Consider the following 25,470-nt stretch of genomic DNA (forward strand, 5'->3'; position numbering starts at 1 on the left):
CATAGCAACCCGCACCGCATTGAATCGCGGCGCCAAGACGTTGACCATGGCGTTATCCGATCAACCGAGACACGCCACCATGCCTAAATCCCAATTCTTCCGCGTCGCCACCGAAGGCGCCACCACGGACGGCCGCAACATCGACCGCGCCACCATCGAGCAGATCGCCGCCACCTACAACCCGAAAACCTACGGCGCGCGCATCTGGCTGGAACACATTCGCGGCATCCTGCCCGACAGCCAGTTCAAGGCCTACGGCGACGTGATCGCCGTCAAAGCCGAGGAAGTGGACACGGACAGCGGCAAGAAACTGGCCCTGTTCGCGCAGATCGAACCCACACCCGAGCTGGTCGCCATCAACAAGGCGAAACAGAAGCTGTACACCAGCCTGGAAATCCAGCCCGACTTTGCCGACTCGTCGCAGCCCTACCTGGTCGGCCTGGGCGTCACGGACAGCCCGGCCAGCCTGGGCACGGATGCACTGAAATTCTCCGCCGGCCGCAAGCAGCAAAGCGCCAACCTGTTCACGTCCGCCGTCGAGGTCGAGCTGGAATTCGAAGAGCAGGGCACCAGGCTGGCCGATGCCGTGAAAAACCTGCTGTCGCGCTTCTCCAATAAATCCGGCGCCGACGCCGCGCAGTTCGCCGACATCAGCGAAGCCGTGGAGGCGCTGGCCGGCCACGTCGTTACCGCCAACGACAACTACGCGGACGCCGCGAAGCGCATCGACGCGGCCGAAACGGCATTGAAGGCCACGCAGGATGAGCTGGCCGCCTTCAAGGCGCAGATGGACGAAGCACCCGGCAACGGCCCGCGCCGCCCGGCCGCCACCGGCAACGACGGCGCCGTGCAGACCGAGTTTTAAGCGCCCTCGCCCTTTCATCCCCCTATTCAACAACGGAGCAATGATTTATGAAAAAGCAAACGCGCCAGGTCTTTGGCCAATACGAAACCCGCCTGGGCCAACTGAACGACACGGACAACGTGGCCAAGACCTTCAGCGTCACGCCCAGCGTGCAGCAAAAGCTGGAGACGAAAATGCAGGAATCGAGCGAGTTCCTGACGAAAGTGAACATCATCGGCGTGGCGGAGCAGGAAGGCGAAAAGCTGGGCCTGGGCGTGTCCGGACCGATTGCCGGCCGCACCAACACCAAGGACAAGGAACGCAAGACGCGCGACCTGTCCACCTTGGACGGCACCAAGTACCGCTGCGAGCAAACCAACTTCGACACGCATTTAAACTATGCCAAGCTCGACGCCTGGGCCAAGTTCCCCGACTTCCAGTCGCGCGTGGCCAATGCCATCCTGACGCGCCAGGCGCTGGACCGCATCGTCATCGGTTTCAATGGCGTCAAGGCCATGGCCGACACCGATCTGGACGCCAATCCGCTGCTGCAGGACGTGAATAAAGGCTGGCTGCAGCATCTGCGCGAGCTGGCGCCCGAGCGCGTGCTGGGCCTGGTGGCCAACGGCATGCCGGGCAAGGTCGTCATCGGCGACGTGGACGGCGCCGACTATGCCAACTTGGACGCGGCTGTCACCGATGCCGTCAACCTGCTGGACCCGTGGTATCAGGAAGACACCAATCTGGTGGCCATCGTCGGCCGCAAGCTGCTGAACGACAAGTATTTTCCATTGGTCAACACCAAGCAGGCGCCGACGGAAACCCTGGCGGCCGACATCATCATCAGCCAGAAACGCATCGGCGGTTTGCCGGCCGCGCGCGTGCCTTTCTTCCCGGATAACGCCATCCTGATTACGCGCTTCGACAATCTGTCGATCTACTTCCAGGAAGGCGCGCGCCGCCGCCGCGTCGAGGACGTGCCCAAGCGCGACCGCATCGAAAACTACGAGTCGTCGAACGACGCCTACGTGATCGAGGACCTGGGCCTGGCCGCGCTGGTGGAAAACATCGAGCTGAAAGACAAATGATGGCGAACCAATCCCCCGCCCTGCGCCACCGCGCGCGCATGCTGGCCGAGCGCACGGCCGGCGCCGCCGCGCCACAGGGCGTGACCACCGGCACGGCCTACGAAATGATGCTCTACAAGCTGGCCGATGACCGCCGGCGCCTGAAGTCCATCCAGTCGGTGGAACGCAAGATCGAGGTCAAGGCCACCTTGCTGCCCGACTATGCGCAATGGATCGACGGCGTGCTGGCCGGCGGCAAGGGCGCCCAGGATGACGTCTTCGCCACCCTGCTGGTGTGGCATATCGACACGGGCGAGTATGCGCGCGCCCTGGTCATGGCCGAATACGCGCTGGCGCACAAGTTCACCCTGCCCGACACCTACAGCCGCGACATCGCCACCCTGATGCTGGACGAGTTTGCCGAAGGCTATTTGCACGGCAAGCTGGCCGCCGATCCGCAGCACGCAGCGCAGGTACTGGGCACCGTCGAACAGTTGACGGCCGGCAGCGACGCGCCCGACCAGGCACGCGCCAAGCTGCACAAGGCCATCGGTCTGGCCCTGATCGCCGTGCTCGATCAGGCCGACGATACGGACATCGCGCCGGAACTGGTGGCGCAGGCGGAAATGGCCATGGCCCAGCTGAAACGCGCCCGCGCGCTGTCAGAGTCCTGCGGCGTCAAGAAAGATATGGAACGGCTGGAACGGCGCCTCAAGCGCGCGGCCGGGTCCACGTAAAGAGCATCCCCCGCAGCACGGCGGCACGGGGGGATTCTGGCCACGCATCGGCAACGATGTTGACCTGATGAACCCCGTCCACCGCCCTATTCTTTGAAAGCGCCCCTATGTCCTTCATGGCCCTGCCCCCGTCAACCCCGCCCGGCGCCACGCCCGCGCCGCCTGCGGCTGCGCCCGGCATCATCGAGAACGACGGCTGGTTTCCCGACGTCAATCTGGCCGACATGCGCGACGCCATGCGCCTGGACGGCACCGTCACCGACGCGCGCCTGGTGCAAGCCGTGGTCGATGCCATCCTGCAGGTCAACCGCGAACTGGCCGACTGGCAGGGCAAGCAGGCTGCTACCGGTATCGCCGCCCTGGTCGATGTGCCAGCCACGCACATCAACCGTGAATCCCGCCTGCTGGCGCAGTACCGGCGCGCCGTCTACAGCACGGCGAAGGCCGACCTGATCGAGCGCTACCGCGACTACGACAGCACGGCCACGTCCGTCAGCGACAAGAAAAGCATGGAATGGCTCGACGAGGCGCCCGGCGCGCAGCGGCGCAATGCGCAATGGGCCATCGCCGATATCGTCGGCCGCACGCACCTCACCGTGGAATTGATCTGATGCAGGTACGCACGCGGCAGCACGACACGGTAGACGCCCTGGTCTGGCGCTACCTGGGCGACGGTGCGGGATACGTCGAGCACACCCTGGAAATGAATCCCGCGCTGGCGCGCCACGGCGCCGTGCTGCCCGCCGGCCTGGTCGTCACCCTGCCGGAACCTGCCGCCAACGTGGCCGCCGTTGCTGATCTTGTGCAGCTATGGGACTAACTTTTTTAACAACACTTCTACTTATCCTCATCATGGAGAAACAAGCAATGTCCGCAGAATCGTTTGGTGGTTTCGCCACCCTGGTCAAACTGTACGGCTTCAAGGCGGCGCTGGGCATGGTCGGCGCGGCCATGCTGTACATCGTGCTGCCGCCCTTGAACGCCGACGGCACCTTCAACAAGGGCGAATTCGTCGCCCGCCTGGCCTGCGCGGGCGTGTTCTCGTGCCTGCTGGGCGGCACCGTGTACCAGCTGCTGTGCGCCCAGCTCCCGGCCATCGGCGCCATGGTCAACGCCTCCGCCATCGATCTGATCGTGGGCGCACCCGGCTGGTGGGTATCGCGCGCCGTGGCCCTGTGGTTCCAGCGCCGCAGCGACAAGGATATCGCCGAGCTGGTCAAAGACGCGAAGGAACACTGATGGCCGCCACCGACAATCAACTGATCGCACGCGTCATCGACGCCATCCTGCGCGCCGAAGGCGGCTACGTGAACGACCCGCAAGACAAGGGCGGCGAAACCAATTACGGCATCACGGTGGCGGTGGCGCGCGCCAACGGCTACGCGGGGCCGATGCGCGAGCTGCCCGTGGCTGTGGCGCGCGCCATCTACACGGCCCGCTACATCACGGAACCGAAGTTCGACCAGGTGCTGGCCACCCATGCCGGCATCGGCGCCGAGCTGATCGACACGGGCGTAAACATGGGGCCACACCGCGCGGCCGAGTTCCTGCAGCGCTGGCTGAACGGTTTCAATGACACGGGCGCGCGCTACCCGGCCCTGTTTGTCGACGGCCGCCTGGGCGCGCAGTCGCTGGGCGCGTTGGCCGCTTTTCTCAAATGGCGCGGCCAGGATGGCGCCGCCGTGCTGCTGCGCGCCCTGAACGGCCTGCAAGCGGCGCGCTACCTGGAAATCACCGAAGCCAACAAGAGCCAGCGCCGTTTTCTGTTCGGCTGGATCAAGGAACGGGTGGCCATGTGACCGCGAGCAACTTGCGCCCGCTGGCCACCTGCCTGCTGTGCGGCGCCATCGCGGGCTGGACGACGCAGGGCTGGCGCAAGGACGCCAGCATCGCCGCACTGCAGCGGGCGGCCGCTATCCAAACATCCACCGCCGCCACCGCACTGGCCCAGGCCACCGCCCGCGTGCTCACCTTGGAGCGTGCCGCCGGCGCCGCCCTGGCGCAGCGCGCCGACCACCTCAACCAGGAACAAACCCATGCGAAAACTGAGCGTGACCGTTTCAATGCTGACCTGCGCAGCGGCGCTGTGCGCCTGTCAATCCCCGTCGCCAGCGGCCAGGGCGCCGCAAGCGCAGATACCTCAGCTGCCGCAAGCCATCGGAGCCAAGCGCGCGCCGAACTTGACCCAGCGACTGCGACAGCTCTTGACGCCATTGCCGGCGACGGCGACGACGCCACCCGCCAGCTGAACGCCTGCATCGACGCCTACAACCTAGTACGAGACACCTACCATGTACAAACCGAATAGCCTGCGCCAGCACCTGGCCGCCGCCATCCCCGACCTGCAGCGCGACCCCGACCGCCTGCTGGTCTTCGCCGACGAGGGCAACGTGGTGGCGTCGGCCACCGCCTCTCTCTCCTTCGAATACCGCTTCAAGCTCAACCTGATCGTCACCGACTACGCGGGCGACGCCGACGCCGTCATGGTGGCCCTGATCGCCTGGCTGAAAGTCCACCAGCTCGACCTGATGGCCAACGAGGAAACCCGCAAGCACGGCATCGCCTTCGAGGTGGATTTTAATAACCACGAAACGGTCGACATTTCCATCAAGCTGGATCTGACCGAACGCGTGGCCGTCAAGACCGGCGAGGCCGGCCGCCTGGACATCAAGCACCTGGCCGAGATACAGCACATGCCGGCCTACGCAGACGAGTTCTGGAAACTGTACGACGGCGACACCCTGCTGGCCGAATGGCGCACGCCCGAGGCGACGCCATGAGCGATGACCTGCACGCCCTGGAAGCCTGGGCCGGCGCCCTGCTGGCCAAGCTGCAGCCGGCCCAGCGCCGCGCCATCAATCACAAGGTCGCCATCGACCTGCGCCGCAGCCAGGCCCAGCGCATCAAGGCCCAGCAGGGGCCGAATGGGACAGCGTATCCGGCGCGCAAGCGGCGCAAGGAATTCAAGGGAAAGAATGGGCGCGTCAAGCGGCAGAAAGCAGCCATGTTTGCCAAAATCCGTACCGCGAAATACCTGAAGGTGAAGGCGACTGGCGACCAGATCGAGGTCGGGTTCTTTGGCTGGGTGGCGCGCGTGGCGCATGTGCACCAGTTTGGCCGGGAAGAACGCGTTACAAAGAAAGGGCAGGTCTACAGGTACCCGGAGCGACCGTTGTTGGGAATGAGTGAAGCGGATCAGGCGCTGGTACGTGAATCCTTACTGCGTCATATAACCACATACTAATCTATACTAATGCAGGCATTCACTGAAATTTTTTGCAAATTGGGTTAGAGTCGTATGGCGCAGCTACCGCCAAAAAATTCGGCGCTACCATGAAGGAAATGTGAGAAAAATTTCCTTCTCTTATTCCAGCGTTGCCAGCCAACTATTTCACGAAATAAAGACACTAGAAATCAGTTAACTATTTAAGTACACGAAAGATAATTGACATGCCAAGCAAAGCAAGATCTGCACTTGATGAGAACCTAAAAGACATAGAAAAACTGATGGGGCTTCATGCTCAAGAAGGCAGTGTGGGAAACGGACGCAGACAAAATCTGGAAGTCTTAAATAAATCTGCAATTGTCCTAATTACATCCTACTGGGAGGCCTACTGTGAAGACATTGCATCAGAGGCACTAGAGCATATTGTAACTAACGCCCCCAACGCTGCTGCCTTACCAAAGGAAATTAAGAAAGTTATTGCAAAGGAAATTAAGGCAGCTCCGAACGAACTCGAAGCTTGGTCGCTTTCTGACGACGGCTGGCGGGTATTTCTTCGGTCTAGGTTGAACACCATGAAAGAGCAAAGGGATAGAAAACTAAACACACCAAAGTACGCCAACATTGATGATTTATTCCACTCAGCAATTGGACTCGACAATGCTACTGCTGGTTGGGACTGGAGTACAAGGTTAACGCCACAAGAGGCTAGAGAAAAACTCGATAAGTATGTTTCGCTCCGGGGAGAGATCGCACATAGGGGTAATTCTGAAATATCCATAACAAAAACAAATGTAAATTTCTTTCTTCATTTCATTCGTAAGGCTGCAGCAAAAACAGGCGGAGCAGTCAATAAACACGTCAAATCCATTACTGGAACGCCGTTATTCCAATCTTAAATAAAAATATCCACATAGACTGTTCAGAGCGAAAACATCTAATATACATCACACTTTATTTATGTATGCATAACATTTTTCACTATCGACGACACGCCACTTTGTGAACTAATAGGGAAATGGATGAACAACTGCCATAGTTGCTAAGCTCCATATCAACCCGACCCCGCGTGCATCCGCACGCGGACTTCGGCAACATGCATTGCATGAACGCCGACCTGTCCGACCTCCTCCGCTTGCTGCAAAACCTGATCCGCCTGGGCACCATCGCCGAGGTCAAAGGGGCCAAGGCGCGCGTGCGGCTCGGGCCAAACCTCATCACCGAATGGCTGAAATGGGCCACCCGACGCGCCGGCAGCACACGCACCTGGTCGGCGCCTACCGTGGGCGAACAGGTCATCGTCTTCTCCCCGGGCGGCGAGCTGACGCGCGGCATCATCGTGCCCGCCCTGTACTCGCAGGACTTTGACGCACCCGAATCCAACCCCACCATCCACACCACGCATTACCCCGACGGCGCCGTGGTGCAGTACGACCATGCGGCCCATGCCCTGACGGCCACCCTCCCCGGCGGCACCGCCACCATCACCGCAGACAAGGTGACATCGAACGCGCCCAGCACCATCTGCACGGGCGACCTGACCGTCATGGGCAATCTGCTTGTCGAGCAATCGGCGACCGTCAACGGCGCCACCGCGCTGAACGGCGGTGTGAACGCCAAGGCCGGCGCCGCTGGCGGCGTGGCCATGGCCGTGCAAGGCACTGTTAAAGCCAGCGCGGACGTGCTGGCCGGCGCCATCAGCCTGGCCAAGCATGCGCACGGCGGCGTCAAAGCCGGCGGCGACCAATCGGGCGGGCCACTGCCATGATGGGCATGCACGCCGCCACCGGGCGCAGCCTGACGGGCCTGGGCCACCTGCGCCAGTCGGTCACCGACATTCTCACCACGCCCATCGGTTCGCGCATCCGGCGCCGCCGCTATGGTTCCGAGGTGCCCGAGCTGATCGACCAGCCCCTGAACAGCGCCACGCAGTTGCGCATCTATGCGGCTACCGCCTTTGCCCTGCGCCGCTGGGAGCCGCGTTTGCAGCTCGCCAGCGTGCAGCTCACGCGCGACACGGACGGCGCCATCGCCCTGCTGCTCGATGGCACGGCGAATGGCCAGGGCATCACGATGGCCGTGCCCGTCAAGCAAGGCGGCGGCGTATGAGCACGCCCATCGACCTGACCCAGTTGCCGGCCCCCAGCATGGTCGAGGTGCTGGACTTCGAAGCCATTCTGGCTGGCCGCAAGGCCCATCTGGTCAGCCTGCTGCCCGAAGCCGAGCGCGCCGCCGTCACGGCGCTGCTGGAGCTGGAATCGGAACCGGCCACCAAGCTGCTGGAAGAGAACGCGTATCAGGAAACCATCCTGCGCAACCGCGTCAACGAGGCGGGCAAGGCCGTCATGCTGGCGTTTGCCCTCGACGGCGACCTGGACCAGCTGGGCGCCAACGTCAACGTGGCGCGCCTGGTCATCACGCCGGCCGATCCGACCGCCCTGCCGCCCGTGGCCGCCGTCATGGAAGACAACGACGCCTACCGCCTGCGCATTCAGGAAGCGCCGGACGGCCTGTCCGTGGCCGGGCCGAAAGCCTCCTACGAATTCCACGCGCGCAGCAGCGACGGCCGCGTCAAGGACGCGAGCGCCACCAGCCCCGCGCCGGCCAGCGTTACCGTCACCGTGCTGGCGAACAACGACACCGGCATCGCCGACGCCGCGCTGCTGGCCATCGTGGCGCGCGCGCTCAACGCCGAGGACGTGCGCCCCCTGGGCGACCGCCTGACGGTGCAAGCGGCCCAGGTCATCGATTACCAGATCGAGGCCACCTTGTTTATCGGCGTCGGCCCGGAAGTGCCGATTCTGCTGGACGCCGCGCGCGCCAACGCCGTGCGCGTGTCGCAGCCGCGCCGCCCGCTGGGCCACAGTATCTACCGTTCCGCCTGCAGCGCCGCCGTGCACGTCGAAGGCGTGCGCAAGGTCGTCTTGACCAGCCCGGCGGCGGACATCGAACTGAACGCCACCCAGGCCGCGCGCTGCACGGCCGTCAAGCTCAATGTCGTGGTGCTCGATGAATAAGACCGTGCCGACATTGCCGCCCAACACCACGGCGCTGGAGCGCGCCATTGCCGTGGCCTGCGCCGAGCTGGTCAACGTGCCCGTGCCGCTGCGCGACCTGTGGAGCGCCGACCGCTGCCCGGTCGCCCTGCTGCCATTCCTGGCCTGGGCCTGTTCCGTGGACCGCTGGGACGACGCCTGGCCGGAATCGACCAAGCGCGGCACCATCAAGGCGTCCTACTTCATCCACAAGCACAAGGGCACGATTGCCGCCGTGCGCCGCGTGGTGGAGTCCCTGGGCTATTTGATCCGCATCACCGAATGGTGGCAAACCACGCCGCCGGGCGTGCCGGGCACGTTCCGTCTCGACGTGGGCGTGCTGGACGCTGGCATCACGGACACCATGTTCCAGGAAATGGAACGCCTGATTGCCGACGCCAAGCCCGTCAGCCGCCACATGACGGGCCTGGCCATTTATCTGGAAAGTCGCGGCAACGTCTACGCGGGCGCCTGCGCCTACCACGGCGACAGCATGACCGTGTATCCCTGGATCGCGGAAACCATCGAAGTGCGCGGCACGCTGTTACAAAGCGGCGCATCCCATACCATCGACACTCTCACCATCTATCCATGAGCACATACTTTGCCATCCTGACGCAGGTGGGCGAGGCCAAGCTGGCCAACGCCATCGCCCTGGGCCAAACCCTGAAACTGAAGAACCTGGCCGTGGGCGACGGCAACGGCAATCTGCCCATGCCCGTGCGCACGCAAAAGGCGCTGGTGCGCGAGGTGCGCCGCGCCGGCCTGAACCATCTGACCATCGACCCGGCCAACCCCAGCCAGATCATCGTCGAGCAAGTCTTGCCCGAGGACGTGGGCGGCTGGTGGATACGCGAAATCGGCATCTTCGACGAGGCCGGCGACCTGTGCGCGGTGGCCAACTGCCCACCCAGCTACAAGCCCCTGATGCTTGAAGGCAGCGGGCGCACGCAAGTGGTGCGCATCGTGCTGATCGTCGCCAGCACGGCCGCCATCGAATTGAAAATCGACCCGTCCGTCATCCTGGCCACCCGTAAATATGTCGATGACCAGGACATTACCGTGCGCGCCTACAGCGACGCGCAACTGGCCAAGCACCTGGCCGCCGCCGATCCGCACCCGCAATACAGCATGAAAGAGGTGGCGACGCTCAAGAAATTCGACGCCTCGAAGAAGCTGGTCAATGCGGAGTTTGTCCAGCAGGCACAGGGCAGCATGGTCAAATTCGTTGGCGTGGGCGCGAGTCGCACCTTGACGGCGGACGATATGGGCGCCGCCCTGTACTTCACCGCCCCTGGCCTGACGCTCACCATTCCCAGCCCGGACACGCTGGGTATTCCCGCCAATTCGGGAAAATACTTCAAGCTCTTCGGCCGGAACCAGGCCGCCGGCACGATTGCGTCCGCTGCTGGCGTGGTCATTGCCTATGACGTCAGCGACGTGAAGAATATTGTCATCAAACAGGGCCAGTTCCTCACCTTGATGGCGACGGCCGGCCAAGTCTGGCAAGTCATCGACGCGACGGCCGAAATGTGGCGCAACGTCGATTTTGCCGACTACTTCAACAACACGGCCCCGACGCAGGCCCAATTCGACAGCAGCACAAAGATCGCCACCACCGAGTACGCCAATCGGATAGGCATGCAGGCGTCCAAAATGGTCGTGGTCGGTGCCGGCAAGTATCCCTTGTCGAAAGACGATGCCGGTGCGAGCTTCATCAACAATGGCGTATCGGGCCTAGGCCTGGCGGAATTCACGCTACCCGGCTCCAGGCAATGCAAACGCGGCACGCGCATCGAATTCTTCTGTGTTGTCAGCGTCAGCCCTGGCATGAAGGTCAATGTCGTCCCGGGCGACCTGCTATATGCAAGCGTAGCGGCCATCCAAAGCATCGACGTCAATGCTGGCGAATCGCTGACCGTGGAAAGCGATGGTCTGGGCAACTGGGTCTGTGTCAATGGTTCGGCACAACTGCGCCATGTCGAAGCGTTCAAGAATTACTTTGGCAACGTCGCGCCAACGCCCGAGCAATTCAACAGCGGGCCGCGCATTGCAACCACCGAGTTTGTCCGCCGCACACAAGGCAGCATGACGGGTTACACCCGCGTGGAAGCGGACCGTTCGCTGACCGCCGAAGACGCCGGTTCGGTCCTCTTGCTGGGCGGCGCGGCAATGGTGCTCACCCTGCCCCCTCCCGTATCGCTGGGCATTCCCAACAATGCCGGCATCTGCGTGCGCGTCCATTGCACCGGCCCGCAAAGCGCACGGCTGGTGCCGGCCAAGGGCGCCTTTCTCATGGCGCCCGATGAAACAAACAGCATCACGGTCAAAAAAGGCCAGTCGCTCACGCTGATGGCGACCACGGATCAGGTGTGGCGCGTGATCGATTCCACCGCGGAACTGAGCCGCAATGCCGCATTTTCAGGCGTGCTGGCCGGTAGCGGCCACAAGTTTCTGCCGGACGACTTCATCATGCAATGGCAAACCGTCGACGTGCCCGTCGCATCAAACGGCATTGCAACGAAGAATTTCTCCTTTCCGGTGGCGTTCAAGGAAGCGGCGTTCGGCTGCACGGCCAGCGTCCTGGGGGTCGGTGCGAGTCCCAATTCCAATGCGTTTGTCGCCGCCATGCCCACCTCCGTGAATGGCGGCGTGGCGCAGAACAATTACACCAACAGCAACGTTTCCGTTTTCATTATTTCCATAGGCAAGTGAAATGACCATTCGCTACTCTTACTCGACAGGCAATTTTTATCCCCAACACATTGAGTATCCGCACCTGCCTGACGACTTGATCGAGGTGGATGAGGAAGACTACGCGGCGGCGATGGGCAGGCCCGCAGGCCATGCCTTTCAATTTGAGAACGGCCGGCTGGTCATTACCGCACCGACGCCCACGCCGCTGCTGGTGCAGTGCGACACCTTCCTGGTCGGCGTCAGAAAAACACGCGACGGCATCCTCAACCGCCTGGCCGGCATCGGCTTTGCGGCCGTGGCCAGCGGCGACACGGACACCGTGCAAGCGATCGTCACGGCGCGCACCTGCCTGCTCGACATCACGATCTGCCCAAGCGTGACCGCCGCGCGCGATCTGGACGAGCTGCAGGCAGCCGTCAGCGCCGAGTTCCAGCGCATCGCGGACACGCTGCCGCAAGAGGCGCGGCGTGCCTTCGATGAAGCAGGCATCACACAGTAACACCCCGACACTCACCACCTACCAGGAGAACAACATGGCCACCGACTATCACCATGGCGTGCGCGTCATTGAAATCAACGAAGGTTCGCGCCCCATCCGCACCGTCTCCACCGCCGTGCTGGGCCTGATCGCCACGGCCGACGATGCCGACCCGGCCGCGTTCCCGCTCGACACGCCCGTGCTCGTCACCAACGTGCTGGCCGCCATGGGCAAGGCCGGCAAGACCGGCACCTTGTACCGCGCGCTCGAAGCTATCGCCGCGCAGACCAAGCCCTTGTGCGTCGTCGTGCGCGTGGCCCAAGGCGAAACCGAAGCGGAAACCACGACCAATGCCGTGGGCGGCGTCTCGCCGGACGGCAAGTACCTGGGCACCCAGGCGCTGCTGGCCGCGCAAAGCAAACTGGGTGTGAAACCGCGCATCCTGGGCGCGCCGGGGCTGGATACCCAGGCCGTGACCAACGCCCTGGCCAGCGTGGCACAGCGCTTGCGCGGCTTCGTATATGCGTCCGCCTATGGCTGCGCCACCGTCACGGCAGCGACCACCTATCGCGGCCAGTTCGGCCAGCGCGAGGTCATGATGATCTGGCCCGATTTTGTCAACTGGAACACCGCCACCGACGAGGAAGCCAGTATCTCGGCCGTCGCCTACGCCATGGGCCTGCGCGCCAAGATCGACGAGGAAACGGGCTGGCACAAGACGCTGTCCAACGTGGTCATCAACGGCCCCACCGGCATCACCAAGGACGTGTTTTTCGACCTGCAAGACCCGGCCACCGATGCCGGCGTGCTCAACGCCAAGGAAGTCACGACCCTGATTAACATGAGCGGTTACCGCTTCTGGGGTTCGCGCACCTGCGAGACGCCGGGCGGCTTCTTCTATTTCGAAAGCTACACGCGCACGGCCCAGGTGCTGGCCGACACCATCGCCGAAGCGCACTTCGCCTATGTCGATGTGCCCTTGCATCCGTCCCTGGTGCGCGACCTGCTGGAAAGCATCAATGCCAAGTTCCGCGACCTGAAACTGCAGGGCTACATCATCGACGGCCATGCCTGGTATGACGAGCAGTACAACGACAAGGCCGGGCTGAAAGACGGCAAGCTGGCCATCGATTACGACTACACGCCCGTGCCGCCGCTGGAAAACCTGAAATTCCAGCAGCGCATCACCGACCGCTACCTGGCCGACTTCGCCTCGCGCATCGCGGCGTAATAGCCATCACCACCCTGCCCGCGCCAGCGCGGGCGCATTGAATAACTGGAGAACACCATGGGCCTGCCCCGCAAACTGAAAAATTTTAACTTGTTCCAGAACGGCGTCTCCTTCATGGGCATGGTGCCCGAAGTCACCCTGCCCAAGCTGAGCCGCAAGATGGAAGAGTACCGCGCCGGCGGCATGAGCGGTCCCGTGTCCGTGGACTTCGGCAACGAGGCGCTGTCGCTGGAATGGAGCGGCGGCGGCCTGATTGCCGAAGCCCTGAAACAGTACGGCGCGCACACGCACGGCGCCGTGCAACTGCGCTTTGCCGGCGCCTACCAGGAAGACGATGACGGCACCGTCGCCGCCGTGGAGGTTGTCGTGCGCGGCCGCTACAAGGAAATCGACATGGGCGGCGCCAAGATGGGCGACGACACCACGCACAAATACACGATGGCGTGCAGCTACTACAAGCTGATGATCGACGGCGCCACCGTCATCGAGCTGGACTTCATGAGCGGCACCGAGAACTTCGGCGGCGGCGACACCAACGCCGCCATCCGCAAGGCCATCGGCCTGTAATCCCCCTTTTACTTTTCACCACCACCTTACAAGGGCAACACCATGCACAACGATACCCAAAACCAAGCCGTCATCGAGCTGGACGACCCGATCAAGCGCGGCGACGGTTTCATCACGTCGCTCACCGTGCGCAAGCCCAAGGCGGGTGCCCTGCGCGGCATTTCCCTGATCGAGCTGGCCAACCTGAACGTGTCGGCCCTGCAGATCGTGCTGCCGCGCATCACCGAGCCGACCTTGACCGCACATGACATCGCCAACATGGACCCGGCCGACCTGCTGGCCGTGGGCGCCGAGGTTGCCGGTTTTTTGGCGAGCAAAGCCGATCGCCTTTCGGTATCCCCGGCGAAGTAGAAGACGCGATGGCCGACATTGCCGGCGTCTTCCACTGGACGCCGGCAGCGATGGACGGTTTTACGATTGATGAACTGATGGCCTGGCGCGAGCGCGCCCGGCAACGAAGCGGAGCGGAATAGATGGCTGGTCGGGATTTGAAGTTACAGGTAGTGTTTGCAGCGCTGGACAAAATCACCGGCCCGCTGAAAAAAATCATGGGTGGCTCCAGCGAGACGGCCAAAGCCTTGAAAGCCACCAGTGACCGTTTGCGTGACCTGAATGCCCAGCAACGAAACCTGGGGAAATTCCGCGAACTGCATAGCGGTATTCGAACAACGGGGGTTGAGCTGAAAGAAGCTCAAAAGAAAGTAAAAGAGCTGGCCGCAAGCATAAAACAGACCGAGTCTCCTACACGCGCCATGACGCATGATTTGAAAGCGGCGACGAAGGTCACGCAGGCCTTGACGCTGAAAGGCCGAGAACAGAGCCAGCAATTCCGCGCCCTGCGCGCCAGCCTCAAGGAGGCCGGCATCGACACGCGCCAACTGGGCAAGGCCCAGGAGTGGCTTAAAAACAGTATCCAGTTGACGAACGTTGAGCTGGCGTCGCAACAAAAGCGCCTGGCCGCCTCTGCCGCCAAGCAGCAGCGCGTCACCAACGCCACCCAGCATGCTGACAAACTGCGCAGCAAGGCAGGTAGCATTGCCATGGCGGGGGCCGGCGCAACCGCCACCGGCGCCGTGGTCGCTGCGCCGGTCGTCAAGGGCTTGCACGAAGCGAAACACTACGAAATCGAAACGGCGCGCATCCGTGCGCTGGGTACGCGCACGGCCAAAGAAAAAGAGCACGCGATTGCCTTTGCCAAAGAACTCAAGACGTACGGCGTCAGTCAGCTGGAAAAGACGGAAATGATCCGCGATTCCATCTCGATCTTTGCCGATGGCCACCACGCCGAAATGGCCCTGCCCACCATGTCGAAGATGAAATTCATCAACGACACCCTCTACCCGGAATCGGCCGGCGAGCGCAACGCGCAACTGTTCGCCATGCAAAAGGTCATCGAGCTGCGCGGAAACGCCGGTTCCGTCGAGGCCTTCAAGAGCGATGCGGACCGCGTGCAAAAGGTGATCGCGGCGACGGGCGGCCGGGTCGGCGGCGAAGACTGGCGGCAATTTACCATCCGCAGCGGCGTGGCCGGCAAAGGCCTGAACGACAATGCCTTCTTCAACCAGATGGAACCCATGCTGCAGGAACTGGGCGGCTCGACTGCAGGCGTCGGCTGGCGTTCTCTGTACAACAACATTTACCAGGGCAAGGGCACGCAGCGCGCGGCCAGGGAAATGCAAAGCCTGGGCCTGTTGAGCGGCAAGCACATCAAGTATGACAAGGTGGGGCAGATCAAATACATCCAGGCCGGCGCGCTGCTGGAAGGGGAAATTTTCCAGAAAAGCCCGCTCGACTGGATCGAGAAAGTCTTTCTGCCCAAGCTGGCGGCCAAGGGCATCACTGACAAGGACGAGATCAACAGCAAAATCGGCGCCCTGGTTTCCAACAGCAACGGCGCCGCCTTCCTGATGCGCATGGTCGACCAGCGCGTGCAGATCCGCAAGAGCGAACGCCTGAACCAGAATTCGGAGGGTATGGACAGCTTGCACATCCGCGCGCGTGGCCTCGGGGCCGGCGCGGAGCGGGAAACGCTTGCCAAGGTTTCCGACCTGAAGCTGGTCATGGGCGAAAAAATCCTGCCTATGTACACGCAGGGACTGGAAATGGCGATTGCCGCCATGACGCGCCTGAACGGCTTCATGGAACGCAACCCGACCGTGGCCAAGGTCATGATTACCGCCTTTGCCGTCCTGGCCGGCCTGCTGCTGGTGCTCGGCCCGCTGATGCTGGGCATCGCCGCCATGATCGGCCCGTATGCCATGCTGCACGTCATGTTTGCCAAGATGGGCGTGACGGGCGGCGTGCTCACGCCCATCTTGCGCGGCCTGGGCGGCGCCTTCATGTGGGCGGGCCGGGCCGTGCTGGGATTGGGCACCGCGCTGCTGACGACGCCTGTTGGCTGGGTGCTGATGGCCATCGCCGCCATTGCCGGCGCCGCCTATCTGATCTACAAGAACTGGACGCCCATCAAGGCATTCTTCCTGGGTATCTGGTCGCACATCAAAACCGCATTTTCCGGCGGATTCGTCGGCGTCAACAACCTGATCGCCAACTGGTCGCCCCTGGGCCTGTTCTACCGCGCTTTCGCGGGCGTGCTGGGCTGGTTCGGCATTGCGCTGCCGGCCAAGCTCACCGACTTTGCCGGCAACATCTGCCGCAGCATTGTCGCGGGACTGGCGCCGCTGAGTGGGTTCATTGCTGATCTCTGGTCGCGGCTGCAAACCACATTCAGCGGTGGCATGGCCAGTATCAGCGCCCTGATTATCAACTGGTCGCCGGTCGGCGTGTTCTATCAGGCGTTCGCGGGCCTCATGAGCTGGTTCGGCATCAAGCTGCCGGCCCAGTTCACGGAGTTTGGTGCCAACATCCTGCGCGGCCTGGTCAATGGCATCACGGGTTCCATGGGCGCCGTCAAGGAGGCCATTAGCAATGCCGGTTCCAGCACCATTGCCTGGTTCAAGGAAAAGCTGGGCATCCACAGCCCGAGCCGCGTGTTTGCCCAGCTCGGCGACTACACCATGCAAGGCTTGGCCGTGGGCCTGGACCGCAGCGAAGGCGCGCCGATTGCCAAGGTGTCCGGCCTGGCGCAGCGCCTGACGCAATTGGGCGCCGGCATCGCTATCGGCACGGCCACCGCTCTGCCGGCCAGCGCCTTCGACACGCGCGCGCCGCTGACACAAGGCGGGGTCGGTGCCGGAATGACGATTCAAGGCGACAAGATCGAAATCACCTTCCATGTGCAGGCCGGCACCGATCCGCAGGCCATCGCGCGCGCCGTGAGCGCAGCGCTCGATCAGCGCGACCGCGAAAAAGCGGCACGCATCCGCTCGTCCCTGCGCGACCACGATTAAGAAAGAACAGCACCATGATGATGATTTTAGGAATGTTCGTGTTCAGCCTGCCGACCCTGGCCTATCACGAGCTGCAGCGGCAAACGGAATGGAAGCATGCCAGCACGGCCCGTGTGGGCCTGCGCGATGCGCACCAGTACGTGGGGCCGGGCGACGACACCATCACCCTGTCGGGCTGGGTGGCGCCGGAACTGACTGGCTCCCTGTATTCGCTCGATGCGCTGCGCATGATGGCCGACACGGGTAAATCGTGGATTCTGATCCAGGGCACGGGCCGCATTCTCGGCTCCTACCGCATCACCAGCATGACGGAGGGGCGCACCATCTTGGACGGCAGCGGCGGCGCGCGCCGCGTCGAGTTCTCGATTGCGCTCAAGCGAGACGACGACGGCGTGCTGGCCATGGTCGGCCTGGGCGACATCGGCGACCTGAAAAACATGCTCAGCATCGACGGCATGACCAGCAGCATTGCCGGCGCGGCCAAGAATGCCGTGGGCAGCGTGGTGGGCAATGTAGTCGGCGGCATCACCTCGAAATATGGCGGCGTGGTCAGCGAGATGAAAGACAAGATCGGCGGCAGCATCAGCGGCGCCATCGGCAGCGCGGCGGACAAATTCAAATGAGCGAGCATATCCCCGCCTTCAAGGTCAGCATCGAGGACAAGGATTTGACGGCCATCGTTTCACCGCGGCTCATCAATCTGACCTTGACCCTGTGCCGTGGCGACGAGAGCGACCAGCTCGATATTTCCCTGGACGACAGCGACGGCAAGCTGGCCCTGCCGCCGCGCGGCGCGCAGATCGCCCTGGCTCTGGGCTGGCAAGCCACCGGCCTGGTGGACATGGGCAAGTTCACCGTCGACGAGGTGGAGCACAGCGGCGCGCCCGACACCATCACCCTGCGTGCCAGGTCGGCCAACCTGATCGACACATTTAAACAGCAGCAGGAACACAGCTTTCACAAGACCACCCTGGGCGCCATCATCGAGGCCATCGCCTTTCGCAACGAGCTGGCGTCGGGCGTGTCGGCGCGCCTGCGCGATACCGCCATCGAGCACATCGACCAGACCCACGAAAGCGATGCGGCCTTCCTGCGCCGGCTGGGCAGGAAATACGACGCGGTGGCCACCGTCAAGAACGACACCTTGCTCTTCATGCCCATCAACCAGAGCCGCACCGCCAGCGGCAAGGCGCTGCCCGTCATTCCCATCACGCGCGCCCTGGGCGACGGCCACCGCTACCACAGCGCCGAAAGCGACGCCTACACAGGCGTGCGCGCCTTCTGGCACGACGAGCGCTACGCACGCCGCCGCAGCGTGGTGGCCGGCGTGCCCGGCAACAGCAAGCGCCTGCGCACCACCTTCGCCAATGAAGCCGACGCGCGCGCGGCGGCCGTGGCCGAATGGCAGCGCATCTTGCGCGGCCTGGCCACCTTTGAAATGAGCCTGGCCCTGGGCAACCCGGCCGTGTTCCCGCAATCGCCCGTGACCGTAACAGGCTTCAAGCCCGAGATCGACGCCACCGAATGGCTATCGGTCAAGGTCACGCATAACCTGGGCGGCAGCGGCTTTACCACGCGCGTGGAATTTGAAACGAAAACGGAGGCGGTGGAGGCTGAACGCGAGGACGAGAAAGACCCGGACGAAGGCATCACGGGTGTGGTGGCGAAGTGGAAGGACGTGGCTGCGAAGAAGAAAAAAACGGGGCAGGAACAGGCCGGCGCCACGGGAACGCTCAAGACGCTGGAACATCTTTACAAGAGCAAGCAGGCCGCCAAGCGGGCGGCCCTGCATGGGTGGAAGCATATCGAAGAGGTGCGGGACATCATCCGAGAGAACAGCCAGGAACCCCGAAAACCTTCGCAAGCGGTAGCTGGCGAAGAAGCGGCGTGAACCTGTTTCTTCCACTTCCGCTCAACGACTGCTTTCGCCCCATCTCGGACCTTAATAATCATTTTAGAATTCGCCAAGGATAATTCATAAGTTTTTCTTCTAATCAAGTGCACCCGACTCAAACATCTTAAAAAATATCTCCTCTAAATTCCCTTCTTTCCCCAGCAACTCAAACGCCAAATCATCGTTACCACTCATGATTGCTTTAAAAAGCTGAGGATTTCTAATAATATTAGAAAATGCCTCTGCCTTCAACAAATTTGAATTATTTTTATTAACGTAAGAGATTTTCTCTTTTATTAATCCAACAAATTCTTCTGGCGTAATATCTTTCAGTGAAATATATCCAATAGTTTGTGGAACTCCGGGAATTTCCGTATCATCAAACCTTGCTGGCAATATGTATTCTTTACTTTCATTAAAGGCCCTTGCTTGGGCAGATTGCATTTCGTGATTTGCCCAAAGCTTTTTCTTGTAATGCTCGGAGATAAAAATTACCGTGTATTGAGATTTATCTTTATATACTCCAGACAAATGCTGATATAAATCCTTTCCCCATAAGTTTGCTTTTTCAAAGTTATCATAAAAAACCTTGACATTACCTGCCTTTAGAAGATTTGCAACCTTATCTACATAAACGCGGTCTTCACCAGCAAACGAGAGCGCAACATCATATTCAAATTTTTTCATTTTAATAAAAATATATAACCATTATTTAATAATTAATTTTATTTAACTAGCATGACTCAATCGAATTGAGCGATAGCGGCCTAGGATTCGAAGGACATAAAATTCAACGGTCAAATATTCCGGTACTCGCCGTTAGACGACGACAGGGGCCACCGACAATACCTTTACTTTTGATGACGGATCATGAATCTCATCCTCGCTATTTAGATAGTTCCAAAAGTCCTCGTAGACAATTTCAACATCTCGAATCGACACACAAGCATCGAAAATCGCATTACTCTCCGTGTCAATAATTTCATCGCGCGCCTCAGTAAAAGTATGTGGTTCCACGGTCAAGTTGACAGACAGCGCTCTAACATTGAATTTCATATTTCGTCCAAATAGTTACACACAGTTATTTCGGAAGTCGGCCTCTCCCAGCAGGGAGAAATTTCCGTCAAACACTAAACTACAATCAGCCATAGTGACTCTAGTCAACTCCAGTTAGCGCTCACCCATATTGGCAAACCATCAGAAGCAGCACTGACACACTCGCACTTGGTACCTTGTACCGTCTCGATGACGATACCGACCGTGTAAGCTTTCCCATCGTAATAGCAAGAATTTCCAATGAGCCTGTTGGCAACCGTAGCCATCAGTTCACATCTGTATTGCGGCAAGCAACAGGCAAAGAACAATGGGGCTAGAGCGGCAACCTTCCATTTTCTGGCACTTTTTAAGAACGAAAAGGGTCCCGTCCTCCACGATTTACGTCGGTGATTTTTTTTTGCGCCCAACGTTGATCGTTTGGGGAGCTGTAATATCCCCATGAATCTGCTGGCCAACCTTGCCATGAAAAACCATTTGAGTATTGCGTTCAACTGATCTGGACGGAGACGTAACAGCTGGCTCAGCAATTCCCTCTACAACACCCAGCACTCGTGCTTTTCCGCGCAAATCCAGGCGCCGATATCCCACTAGCAACTCATTTTCATCATCAGTCAATGAGTTACTGGCTGGCACTCCGAGCATCACATATGAGATGTCGACGCCTATCCCGGCCAATGCAACCAGGTAGCCTGCATCGGGCAAGGTCTTTCCTTGCTCATAGTTAATCTGAGCGAGTTTTTTCACCCCACCGATTGCCGCGAACGCTTCTTGTGTAAGGCCCAGGCGTGTTCGCTCCTGCCTTAATCTATCACCAAAAATATTTTTATCCATACATCTATATTGACAAGTATGTTTTGACATACTATAGTTACGCCATCCTGTAGCGATTACACATCATAACATTATGAAAAACGTATCCAAAATCGGGCGCACTCCCAAGGGCGCCACTTCGCAGCCTCTAGGCGTCCGTCTGGCGCCTGATGAGGTGCTGGAAGTCGAATCCTTTGCCGCTGCGCAACAACGGTCCCGTGCCTGGTTCTTACGCTTCCTGATCTTGCGCGGCCTCGCCGACTATAAGCGCGAACTCGCTACCCAAACCACCCACTAAGGACAACGTCATGTATCCCGATGCAAAACGTATCCGCAGCCATAAAGTCATGCTGCGCCTGGACGATTACGAGCACCAGCTCGTTTCCTCTATCGCCAATTACCAAGGCGAAGAAATCGCGGTACTTGTGCGCCAGATCGTCATGCGTGAAGCCCTTGCCACTATTGCTGCTGACGACATCAACAGCGTACAGCGTCGCAGCGCTTAAACCGAGTCCCTGAATAGTAACTTTTGAGTAACTGAAAAGCTGCCGAACATGCCCGATCACGAAATTCATATCAATGACGAAGAACTTGCAGCGCTGGAAGTAGTTCGTCAACGGCAAGGGCTGGCAAGTATCGAGCAAGCAGCCGAATGGCTCGTCAAATCGCGCTTACGCAAGCAGTCAAAAAACATGACGGGTCGCGGTCGCGCCCTGTACCAAGTGGAAAGAAAGCTGAAATGAGAGTCATCGGCCTGCCCTGCCCGCATTGCGAAAACACCGTCCGCGCCGTCAAAAGCCGCACGATGTCCGCCATGTTCAAGGAAATCACCTACATGTGCCAGAACCCGGACTGCGGGCACTCCTTCGTGGCAGGCCTGGAAGTACTGCGCACCCTCTCGCTGTCCGCCATGCCCAAGCCGGATATTCGCATCCCAATGTCCCAGCATGCGCGCGCGGCAGCCACCAGCCAGCTGGCCCTGGACCTGACGGCGGGCTGCTGATGACTATCCCGATCCTCGCGCCGCCGTAGCCCGGCCGCTGTAACTCCCCTCTTTTGCTGTGCACTGCAGCGCTCCCTTTTGAGCGTGCGGGATTCGTTCAACCAAAAATAAGGAAACCGATGGAAACCACGCTGCACGCCGCCAAGCAAACCGGCACTCTTTCCGCACCCTGCAGTGCCGGCCCGGCCCCGCAACAATGTGTTGTTCCAGTCGCTCCAGCTTGCTTCCTGCTGCAAGCCAGCGCTGGCTCCAGCATCGACGCGCTGTCCTATTCCATCCACGAGATTGCAAAAACCTATCATGCCTTCGGCGCCGCCAACCTCACCTTCATCATCAGCGATGCGCAAGCGCTGAACGTTGCGGGCTTTTTCACGCCTAGCCACCAGCGTGTGCTCGTCGGCCAACTGCCCATCGAACTGCACTTCATGTTTGCCAGCGAACACGGCGTTCGCCACTGCAATGGTTCCTCGCGCACGCTGTCCTATTGGGCCGAGTATTTTTCAAGGCAAGGGGCACGCTGATGCTGCGCCTGGCCAAGACCTGCGGCATCTGGCTACTGTCGCTCCTGATCGTCATTGCACCCGATCTGCTGCGGGCCATTGGCTTCATCAAGGACTGAACCATGCCGGCGTCCCTTATCGACAATCACCTGTCGTTCCTGCCGGCGGCGGCCATCCTCGCCGCCCGTGACAGGGACGTGCCGACGCCCCCAGGGGCGCCGGAGGCGCTGGCCGCCATTGCAGCGGCGAAAGCCAGCCTGGCCGAGCGGGCCAGCTTGCGCGCCATCGAGCAGCGGCGTGCCAGCGAGGCGCGCTTTATCGCCCAAGCCTGGGGATTGTCGCCGCGCGGCGCGCGCCGCTCCGTGCTGATTGCCGCCGGCCTGGACGCCGACCGCTGGGAATCGCCGATTCACTCATTTACCGAGGAAGAGCGCATCGCGCTGCGCGCCGCCACCTCTGCCGCCATCCGTGTGTACGAAAGACTGTTGAATGCAATCTAAACAAATCCTGCTGCCTGACGCACAGCGTCACGAAGCTTTCTTGCGATCCGCCCAGTTCGCGCCCGAGCTGGCCCGCATTCCCTACAAGTGGCGCAACCGCGTCATCACGGCCGCCATGGCAAAAATGGCCTGGTCGTCCTGGTACAGAGTCTATGAATCCATCGCCACCAGCTTTGTGCGCGAGTTCGCCGAGCAGTACGTGCCGGCCGGCGTCGACCTGTCGCAGAGCGACGCAGACATCGTGGCCACCGCCGAGCGCGCAGCGGCCGGCGTGACCAAAATGCTGTGGATGGCCTTGTCCGACACGCACGCCCTGCAGATCATGGAAAGTGAATGCGCCTCGTATGGCATCGAGCTGCCCGAGTTCGACACGCTGGCCGACACCATCGCCCGCCTGGTGGATGCACGCTGGTGGCGTCGCCAGTTGCGCAAGCGCGTCAAGCGCGCCTTTGAAGCCGGCAATATCCGCCTGGGCTACGTGAACTATCGCGGCGAACCCTACGCCAGCAATGATGCCGTGCTGTCGCGTCTGGCGCAGAACCGGCGCAACGCGGCAGCGCTGGCCGCCACGCTGGTGCAAAACGAGAACGGCCAGCAATTCAGCATCGCCGAGCTGGCCGAGAAAACGACGGCGAATAAAGCCATCCGGCGCGGCGAGCTGATGTTGCGCATCAACGGCTTTGAGCAGATCGCCCGCGAGTGCGGCGACCAGGGCATTTTCATCACCTGGACGTGCCCATCGCGCTTCCACGCCATGCAGCACAGCGGCAAGCCGAACGACAAGTTCGACGGTTCCACGCCGCGCGAGGCCAATGCATATTTAGGCAAGATGACATCGCTGTGCCGCTCCGCGCTGGCGCGCCGTGGCATCGGCCTGTACGGCTTTCGCATTGCAGAGCCGCACCACGACGGCTGCCCGCATTGGCATCTGCTGCTGTTCGTGCGCCCCACCGCGAAATACAAGACGACCCACCTGCAGGACGTGGCGGGCCGCGCCATCCGCATCATGAAGCGCTACGCCTGGCGCGTGGACCGTGGCGAGCCGGGCGCCTTCGCGCGCCGCCTGGACGTGAAACGCATCGACTGGGCCAAGGGCAGCGCCGCCGGCTACATCGCCAAGTACGTGGCCAAGAACATCGACGGCGTGGCCGAGCACAAGACAAAAGAAGGCTATGTCGTCACGGCCGACACCGACGGCGATGTCGAGCTGACGCCATCGGCACGCGTCGAGTCCTGGGCCGCGTGCTGGGGCATCCGTCAATTCCAGCAATGGGGCGGCGCGCCCGTCACCGTGTGGCGCGAACTGCGCCGCATCGAGGAAAGTATGCTCAACGAAGCGCCTGCCGCCATGCGCCGCGCCTGGGACGCCGTGCAAAAGATCGACGGCGAAAAGCGCGCCTGCTGGGCCGAGTACCTGCGCGCCCAGGGCGGTGCCCTGGTGCCGCGCAAGGAACTTGTCGTCACCCTGGCCAAGGACGAAAAGACCGTCATCGGCCGCTATGGTGAAACCCTACGCACCACGCCCTACGGCGTGCGCTGCAGCGACCTCATCGGCGTGGTCTTCAAGTCCGTGCGCCATACGTGGACGCCGGTACAGGCCACAGGCGCTCGCGCGGTGGCTGTTGGGGTTGCCGTTCCTCGGACTCGTGTAAATAACTGTACGCACCCCGACCGCCCTGCCCCGGCCACGCCGCCAGCGGCACCCGTGCCCAATCTGCCCGACGAGGCAAAAACTGCACTGATTGCCGCCTGGGCGGCCGTCAACGCCTGCCCGTATCCCCGGCTGATCGTCCCCGACAACCCACCCCACGAAGGAAATGGCACATGAGCACCTTTGCCGTGATCGTTCGCACGCAAACCGAACGCTTTGAATTTTTTGAGGTTGCCGCATCCAGCGGCGACGTGATCGACGCCGCCATCGACCGCTACGGCGTGTGCGGTGTTACCGCCAAACTGAAAGGAGCACCGCAATGCTGAACACCCTGACCAATTCACCGCGACAAATCGCCTTGGGCGACCGCGTGACATTCGATACCGATGAAGGCTACCAGGCCGGCACCGTCAACGACTTGCGCCGTGATGTGGGCAATGGCGAGCTGCATGCGTGGGTGGAGCTGGATCACCAGTGGCCGGGCGTGTTTCGGGCCGTGCCGCTTGCTGCTGTGCAGCCGCTCACTGCGACAGCAACATGACGAGGTGTATCACAAGCGACAGATGGCGCGGTGAGCGCGCCAAGCCTATCGATCCAACGGCGGTGCGTTTCAAGGCGCGGGAAGCAGAGGCAGCGAACTGCGAAGGTTGTCTGTTTGAGCGATCGTTCGGTGTGTGCTCCACTGCAGCAGCACTTGCCATAGCCAATGGTCAACCAGACCGCGAGGAGTGTGCGCCAGGCGGCATGGCCTATATCTACGTGCTGGACCAGAGCGACCCGCGCCAGCTCGACCTGATAAAAACTATTTCATAGACCAATAAGGATAA

38 protein-coding genes are annotated in these 25,470 nt (G+C 61.2%); 34 read left to right on the plus strand and 4 right to left on the minus strand.

What is annotated here, in order from left to right:
• Positions 1-79 precede the first annotated feature (79 nt).
• The 21 genes from AC07VH_RS10705 (at position 80) to AC07VH_RS10805 (ending at position 14,352) form a co-directional block, all read left to right on the plus strand.
• Positions 80-865: a GPO family capsid scaffolding protein gene (locus AC07VH_RS10705; protein WP_494789384.1), complete on the plus strand. Its 786-nt coding sequence runs from the start codon at positions 80-82 to the stop codon at positions 863-865.
• A gap of 47 nt (positions 866-912) precedes the next feature.
• Positions 913-1,932 carry a phage major capsid protein, P2 family gene (locus AC07VH_RS10710; RefSeq protein ID WP_494789385.1) on the plus strand — a complete coding sequence of 340 codons (1,020 nt, stop codon included), beginning with the start codon at positions 913-915 and terminating at the stop codon, positions 1,930-1,932.
• Complete coding sequence (gpM, locus tag AC07VH_RS10715; RefSeq protein ID WP_494789386.1) at positions 1,929-2,648, plus strand: phage terminase small subunit; 720 nt, start codon at positions 1,929-1,931, stop codon at positions 2,646-2,648. The genes AC07VH_RS10710 and gpM overlap by 4 nt, the downstream gene beginning before the upstream one ends.
• Before the next feature lie 107 nt (positions 2,649-2,755).
• Positions 2,756-3,259 (plus strand): head completion/stabilization protein, encoded by a 504-nt coding sequence (locus tag AC07VH_RS10720; protein ID WP_494789387.1) that lies wholly within the window; start codon positions 2,756-2,758, stop codon positions 3,257-3,259.
• Positions 3,259-3,468: a tail protein X gene (locus AC07VH_RS10725; RefSeq protein ID WP_494789388.1), complete on the plus strand. Its 210-nt coding sequence runs from the start codon at positions 3,259-3,261 to the stop codon at positions 3,466-3,468. The genes AC07VH_RS10720 and AC07VH_RS10725 overlap by 1 nt, the downstream gene beginning before the upstream one ends.
• A 47-nt stretch (positions 3,469-3,515) precedes the next feature.
• Positions 3,516-3,887, plus strand: a complete 372-nt coding sequence (locus tag AC07VH_RS10730; protein WP_070224671.1) for a hypothetical protein — start codon at positions 3,516-3,518, stop codon at positions 3,885-3,887.
• Positions 3,887-4,447: a glycoside hydrolase family 108 protein gene (locus tag AC07VH_RS10735; protein ID WP_494789389.1), complete on the plus strand. Its 561-nt coding sequence runs from the start codon at positions 3,887-3,889 to the stop codon at positions 4,445-4,447. Before AC07VH_RS10730 ends, AC07VH_RS10735 begins: the two co-directional genes overlap by 1 nt.
• Entirely contained in the window at positions 4,444-4,956 is a 513-nt protein-coding gene (locus tag AC07VH_RS10740; RefSeq protein WP_494789390.1) for a lysis system i-spanin subunit Rz, read from the plus strand. Before AC07VH_RS10735 ends, AC07VH_RS10740 begins: the two co-directional genes overlap by 4 nt.
• A complete protein-coding gene (locus AC07VH_RS10745; protein WP_494789391.1) occupies positions 4,940-5,428 on the plus strand; it encodes a phage tail protein in 489 nt (162 codons plus the stop codon). Before AC07VH_RS10740 ends, AC07VH_RS10745 begins: the two co-directional genes overlap by 17 nt.
• Positions 5,425-5,892 carry a phage virion morphogenesis protein gene (locus tag AC07VH_RS10750; protein ID WP_494789392.1) on the plus strand — a complete coding sequence of 156 codons (468 nt, stop codon included), beginning with the start codon at positions 5,425-5,427 and terminating at the stop codon, positions 5,890-5,892. Before AC07VH_RS10745 ends, AC07VH_RS10750 begins: the two co-directional genes overlap by 4 nt.
• Positions 5,893-6,098: 206 nt before the next feature.
• On the plus strand, positions 6,099-6,770 hold the full coding sequence (locus AC07VH_RS10755) for a HEPN domain-containing protein (RefSeq protein ID WP_494789393.1): 672 nt from the start codon (positions 6,099-6,101) through the stop codon (positions 6,768-6,770).
• A 206-nt stretch (positions 6,771-6,976) separates the two neighbouring features.
• The gene (locus AC07VH_RS10760) at positions 6,977-7,639 is read left to right on the plus strand and encodes a phage baseplate assembly protein V (protein WP_494789394.1); all 663 of its coding nucleotides are present in this window, start codon (positions 6,977-6,979) and stop codon (positions 7,637-7,639) included.
• Positions 7,636-7,980 (plus strand): GPW/gp25 family protein, encoded by a 345-nt coding sequence (locus AC07VH_RS10765; RefSeq protein WP_494789395.1) that lies wholly within the window; start codon positions 7,636-7,638, stop codon positions 7,978-7,980. Before AC07VH_RS10760 ends, AC07VH_RS10765 begins: the two co-directional genes overlap by 4 nt.
• Entirely contained in the window at positions 7,977-8,888 is a 912-nt protein-coding gene (locus tag AC07VH_RS10770) for a baseplate assembly protein (protein ID WP_494789396.1), read from the plus strand. Before AC07VH_RS10765 ends, AC07VH_RS10770 begins: the two co-directional genes overlap by 4 nt.
• A complete protein-coding gene (locus AC07VH_RS10775) occupies positions 8,881-9,501 on the plus strand; it encodes a phage tail protein I (protein ID WP_494789397.1) in 621 nt (206 codons plus the stop codon). Before AC07VH_RS10770 ends, AC07VH_RS10775 begins: the two co-directional genes overlap by 8 nt.
• Complete coding sequence (locus AC07VH_RS10780; RefSeq protein WP_494789398.1) at positions 9,498-11,621, plus strand: phage tail protein; 2,124 nt, start codon at positions 9,498-9,500, stop codon at positions 11,619-11,621. Before AC07VH_RS10775 ends, AC07VH_RS10780 begins: the two co-directional genes overlap by 4 nt.
• 1 nt (position 11,622) lies before the next feature.
• Positions 11,623-12,102, plus strand: coding sequence for a hypothetical protein (locus AC07VH_RS10785; protein ID WP_494789399.1), 480 nt, complete (start codon positions 11,623-11,625; stop codon positions 12,100-12,102).
• A gap of 34 nt (positions 12,103-12,136) precedes the next feature.
• The gene (locus AC07VH_RS10790; RefSeq protein WP_494789400.1) at positions 12,137-13,312 is read left to right on the plus strand and encodes a phage tail sheath protein; all 1,176 of its coding nucleotides are present in this window, start codon (positions 12,137-12,139) and stop codon (positions 13,310-13,312) included.
• Between the two features lie 57 nt (positions 13,313-13,369).
• Positions 13,370-13,879 (plus strand): phage major tail tube protein, encoded by a 510-nt coding sequence (locus tag AC07VH_RS10795; RefSeq protein ID WP_046682355.1) that lies wholly within the window; start codon positions 13,370-13,372, stop codon positions 13,877-13,879.
• Positions 13,880-13,921: 42 nt separating this feature from the next.
• A complete protein-coding gene (locus AC07VH_RS10800; protein ID WP_494789401.1) occupies positions 13,922-14,230 on the plus strand; it encodes a phage tail assembly protein in 309 nt (102 codons plus the stop codon).
• A gap of 8 nt (positions 14,231-14,238) precedes the next feature.
• Positions 14,239-14,352, plus strand: a complete 114-nt coding sequence (locus AC07VH_RS10805) for a GpE family phage tail protein (protein WP_071650284.1) — start codon at positions 14,239-14,241, stop codon at positions 14,350-14,352.
• 21 nt (positions 14,353-14,373) lie between these two features.
• Here the strand turns inward: AC07VH_RS10805 and AC07VH_RS10810 are convergent, their stop codons facing one another.
• Positions 14,374-14,532 carry a hypothetical protein gene (locus tag AC07VH_RS10810; RefSeq protein ID WP_494789402.1) on the minus strand — a complete coding sequence of 53 codons (159 nt, stop codon included), beginning with the start codon at positions 14,530-14,532 and terminating at the stop codon, positions 14,374-14,376.
• A 99-nt stretch (positions 14,533-14,631) separates the two neighbouring features.
• Between AC07VH_RS10810 and AC07VH_RS10815 the strand changes: the two genes are divergently transcribed.
• From AC07VH_RS10815 to AC07VH_RS10825, 3 genes are read left to right on the plus strand one after another with little or no spacing between them, the layout of a single operon-like run.
• Positions 14,632-17,229, plus strand: coding sequence for a phage tail tape measure protein (locus tag AC07VH_RS10815; protein WP_494789403.1), 2,598 nt, complete (start codon positions 14,632-14,634; stop codon positions 17,227-17,229).
• Between the two features lie 14 nt (positions 17,230-17,243).
• Positions 17,244-17,852 (plus strand): phage tail protein, encoded by a 609-nt coding sequence (locus tag AC07VH_RS10820; protein WP_046682352.1) that lies wholly within the window; start codon positions 17,244-17,246, stop codon positions 17,850-17,852.
• Positions 17,849-19,120: a phage late control D family protein gene (locus AC07VH_RS10825; RefSeq protein WP_494789404.1), complete on the plus strand. Its 1,272-nt coding sequence runs from the start codon at positions 17,849-17,851 to the stop codon at positions 19,118-19,120. Before AC07VH_RS10820 ends, AC07VH_RS10825 begins: the two co-directional genes overlap by 4 nt.
• A gap of 99 nt (positions 19,121-19,219) precedes the next feature.
• Here the strand turns inward: AC07VH_RS10825 and AC07VH_RS10830 are convergent, their stop codons facing one another.
• The 3 genes from AC07VH_RS10830 to AC07VH_RS10840 form a co-directional block, all read right to left on the minus strand.
• Complete coding sequence (locus tag AC07VH_RS10830; protein ID WP_494789405.1) at positions 19,220-19,810, minus strand: toll/interleukin-1 receptor domain-containing protein; 591 nt, start codon at positions 19,808-19,810, stop codon at positions 19,220-19,222.
• Positions 19,811-19,942: 132 nt separating this feature from the next.
• Complete coding sequence (locus AC07VH_RS10835) at positions 19,943-20,179, minus strand: hypothetical protein (RefSeq protein ID WP_494789406.1); 237 nt, start codon at positions 20,177-20,179, stop codon at positions 19,943-19,945.
• Between the two features lie 378 nt (positions 20,180-20,557).
• The gene (locus AC07VH_RS10840; protein WP_494789407.1) at positions 20,558-21,010 is read right to left on the minus strand and encodes a helix-turn-helix domain-containing protein; all 453 of its coding nucleotides are present in this window, start codon (positions 21,008-21,010) and stop codon (positions 20,558-20,560) included.
• Positions 21,011-21,083: 73 nt separating this feature from the next.
• Here AC07VH_RS10840 and AC07VH_RS10845 point away from each other — a divergent pair, with 73 nt between their 5' ends.
• From AC07VH_RS10845 to AC07VH_RS10890, 10 genes are all read left to right on the plus strand, one after another.
• Positions 21,084-21,287 carry a hypothetical protein gene (locus AC07VH_RS10845; protein WP_086144177.1) on the plus strand — a complete coding sequence of 68 codons (204 nt, stop codon included), beginning with the start codon at positions 21,084-21,086 and terminating at the stop codon, positions 21,285-21,287.
• A 10-nt stretch (positions 21,288-21,297) separates the two neighbouring features.
• A complete protein-coding gene (locus tag AC07VH_RS10850; protein WP_494789408.1) occupies positions 21,298-21,495 on the plus strand; it encodes a hypothetical protein in 198 nt (65 codons plus the stop codon).
• A gap of 48 nt (positions 21,496-21,543) precedes the next feature.
• Positions 21,544-21,732 (plus strand): hypothetical protein, encoded by a 189-nt coding sequence (locus AC07VH_RS10855; protein ID WP_086138170.1) that lies wholly within the window; start codon positions 21,544-21,546, stop codon positions 21,730-21,732.
• Positions 21,729-21,992: an Ogr/Delta-like zinc finger protein gene (locus tag AC07VH_RS10860; protein ID WP_070281743.1), complete on the plus strand. Its 264-nt coding sequence runs from the start codon at positions 21,729-21,731 to the stop codon at positions 21,990-21,992. The genes AC07VH_RS10855 and AC07VH_RS10860 overlap by 4 nt, the downstream gene beginning before the upstream one ends.
• 119 nt (positions 21,993-22,111) lie before the next feature.
• Entirely contained in the window at positions 22,112-22,513 is a 402-nt protein-coding gene (locus tag AC07VH_RS10865) for a hypothetical protein (RefSeq protein ID WP_494789409.1), read from the plus strand.
• A gap of 101 nt (positions 22,514-22,614) precedes the next feature.
• Positions 22,615-22,992, plus strand: coding sequence for a hypothetical protein (locus AC07VH_RS10870; protein WP_494789410.1), 378 nt, complete (start codon positions 22,615-22,617; stop codon positions 22,990-22,992).
• Positions 22,982-24,820, plus strand: a complete 1,839-nt coding sequence (locus AC07VH_RS10875) for a replication endonuclease (protein WP_494789411.1) — start codon at positions 22,982-22,984, stop codon at positions 24,818-24,820. Before AC07VH_RS10870 ends, AC07VH_RS10875 begins: the two co-directional genes overlap by 11 nt.
• On the plus strand, positions 24,817-24,969 hold the full coding sequence (locus AC07VH_RS10880; RefSeq protein WP_175445091.1) for a hypothetical protein: 153 nt from the start codon (positions 24,817-24,819) through the stop codon (positions 24,967-24,969). Before AC07VH_RS10875 ends, AC07VH_RS10880 begins: the two co-directional genes overlap by 4 nt.
• Positions 24,963-25,184, plus strand: coding sequence for a hypothetical protein (locus AC07VH_RS10885; RefSeq protein WP_494789412.1), 222 nt, complete (start codon positions 24,963-24,965; stop codon positions 25,182-25,184). The genes AC07VH_RS10880 and AC07VH_RS10885 overlap by 7 nt, the downstream gene beginning before the upstream one ends.
• Positions 25,181-25,456 carry a hypothetical protein gene (locus AC07VH_RS10890; RefSeq protein WP_494789413.1) on the plus strand — a complete coding sequence of 92 codons (276 nt, stop codon included), beginning with the start codon at positions 25,181-25,183 and terminating at the stop codon, positions 25,454-25,456. Before AC07VH_RS10885 ends, AC07VH_RS10890 begins: the two co-directional genes overlap by 4 nt.
• Positions 25,457-25,470 lie beyond the last annotated feature (14 nt).

The organism is Janthinobacterium sp. GW821-FHT03C10 (assembly GCF_059420865.1).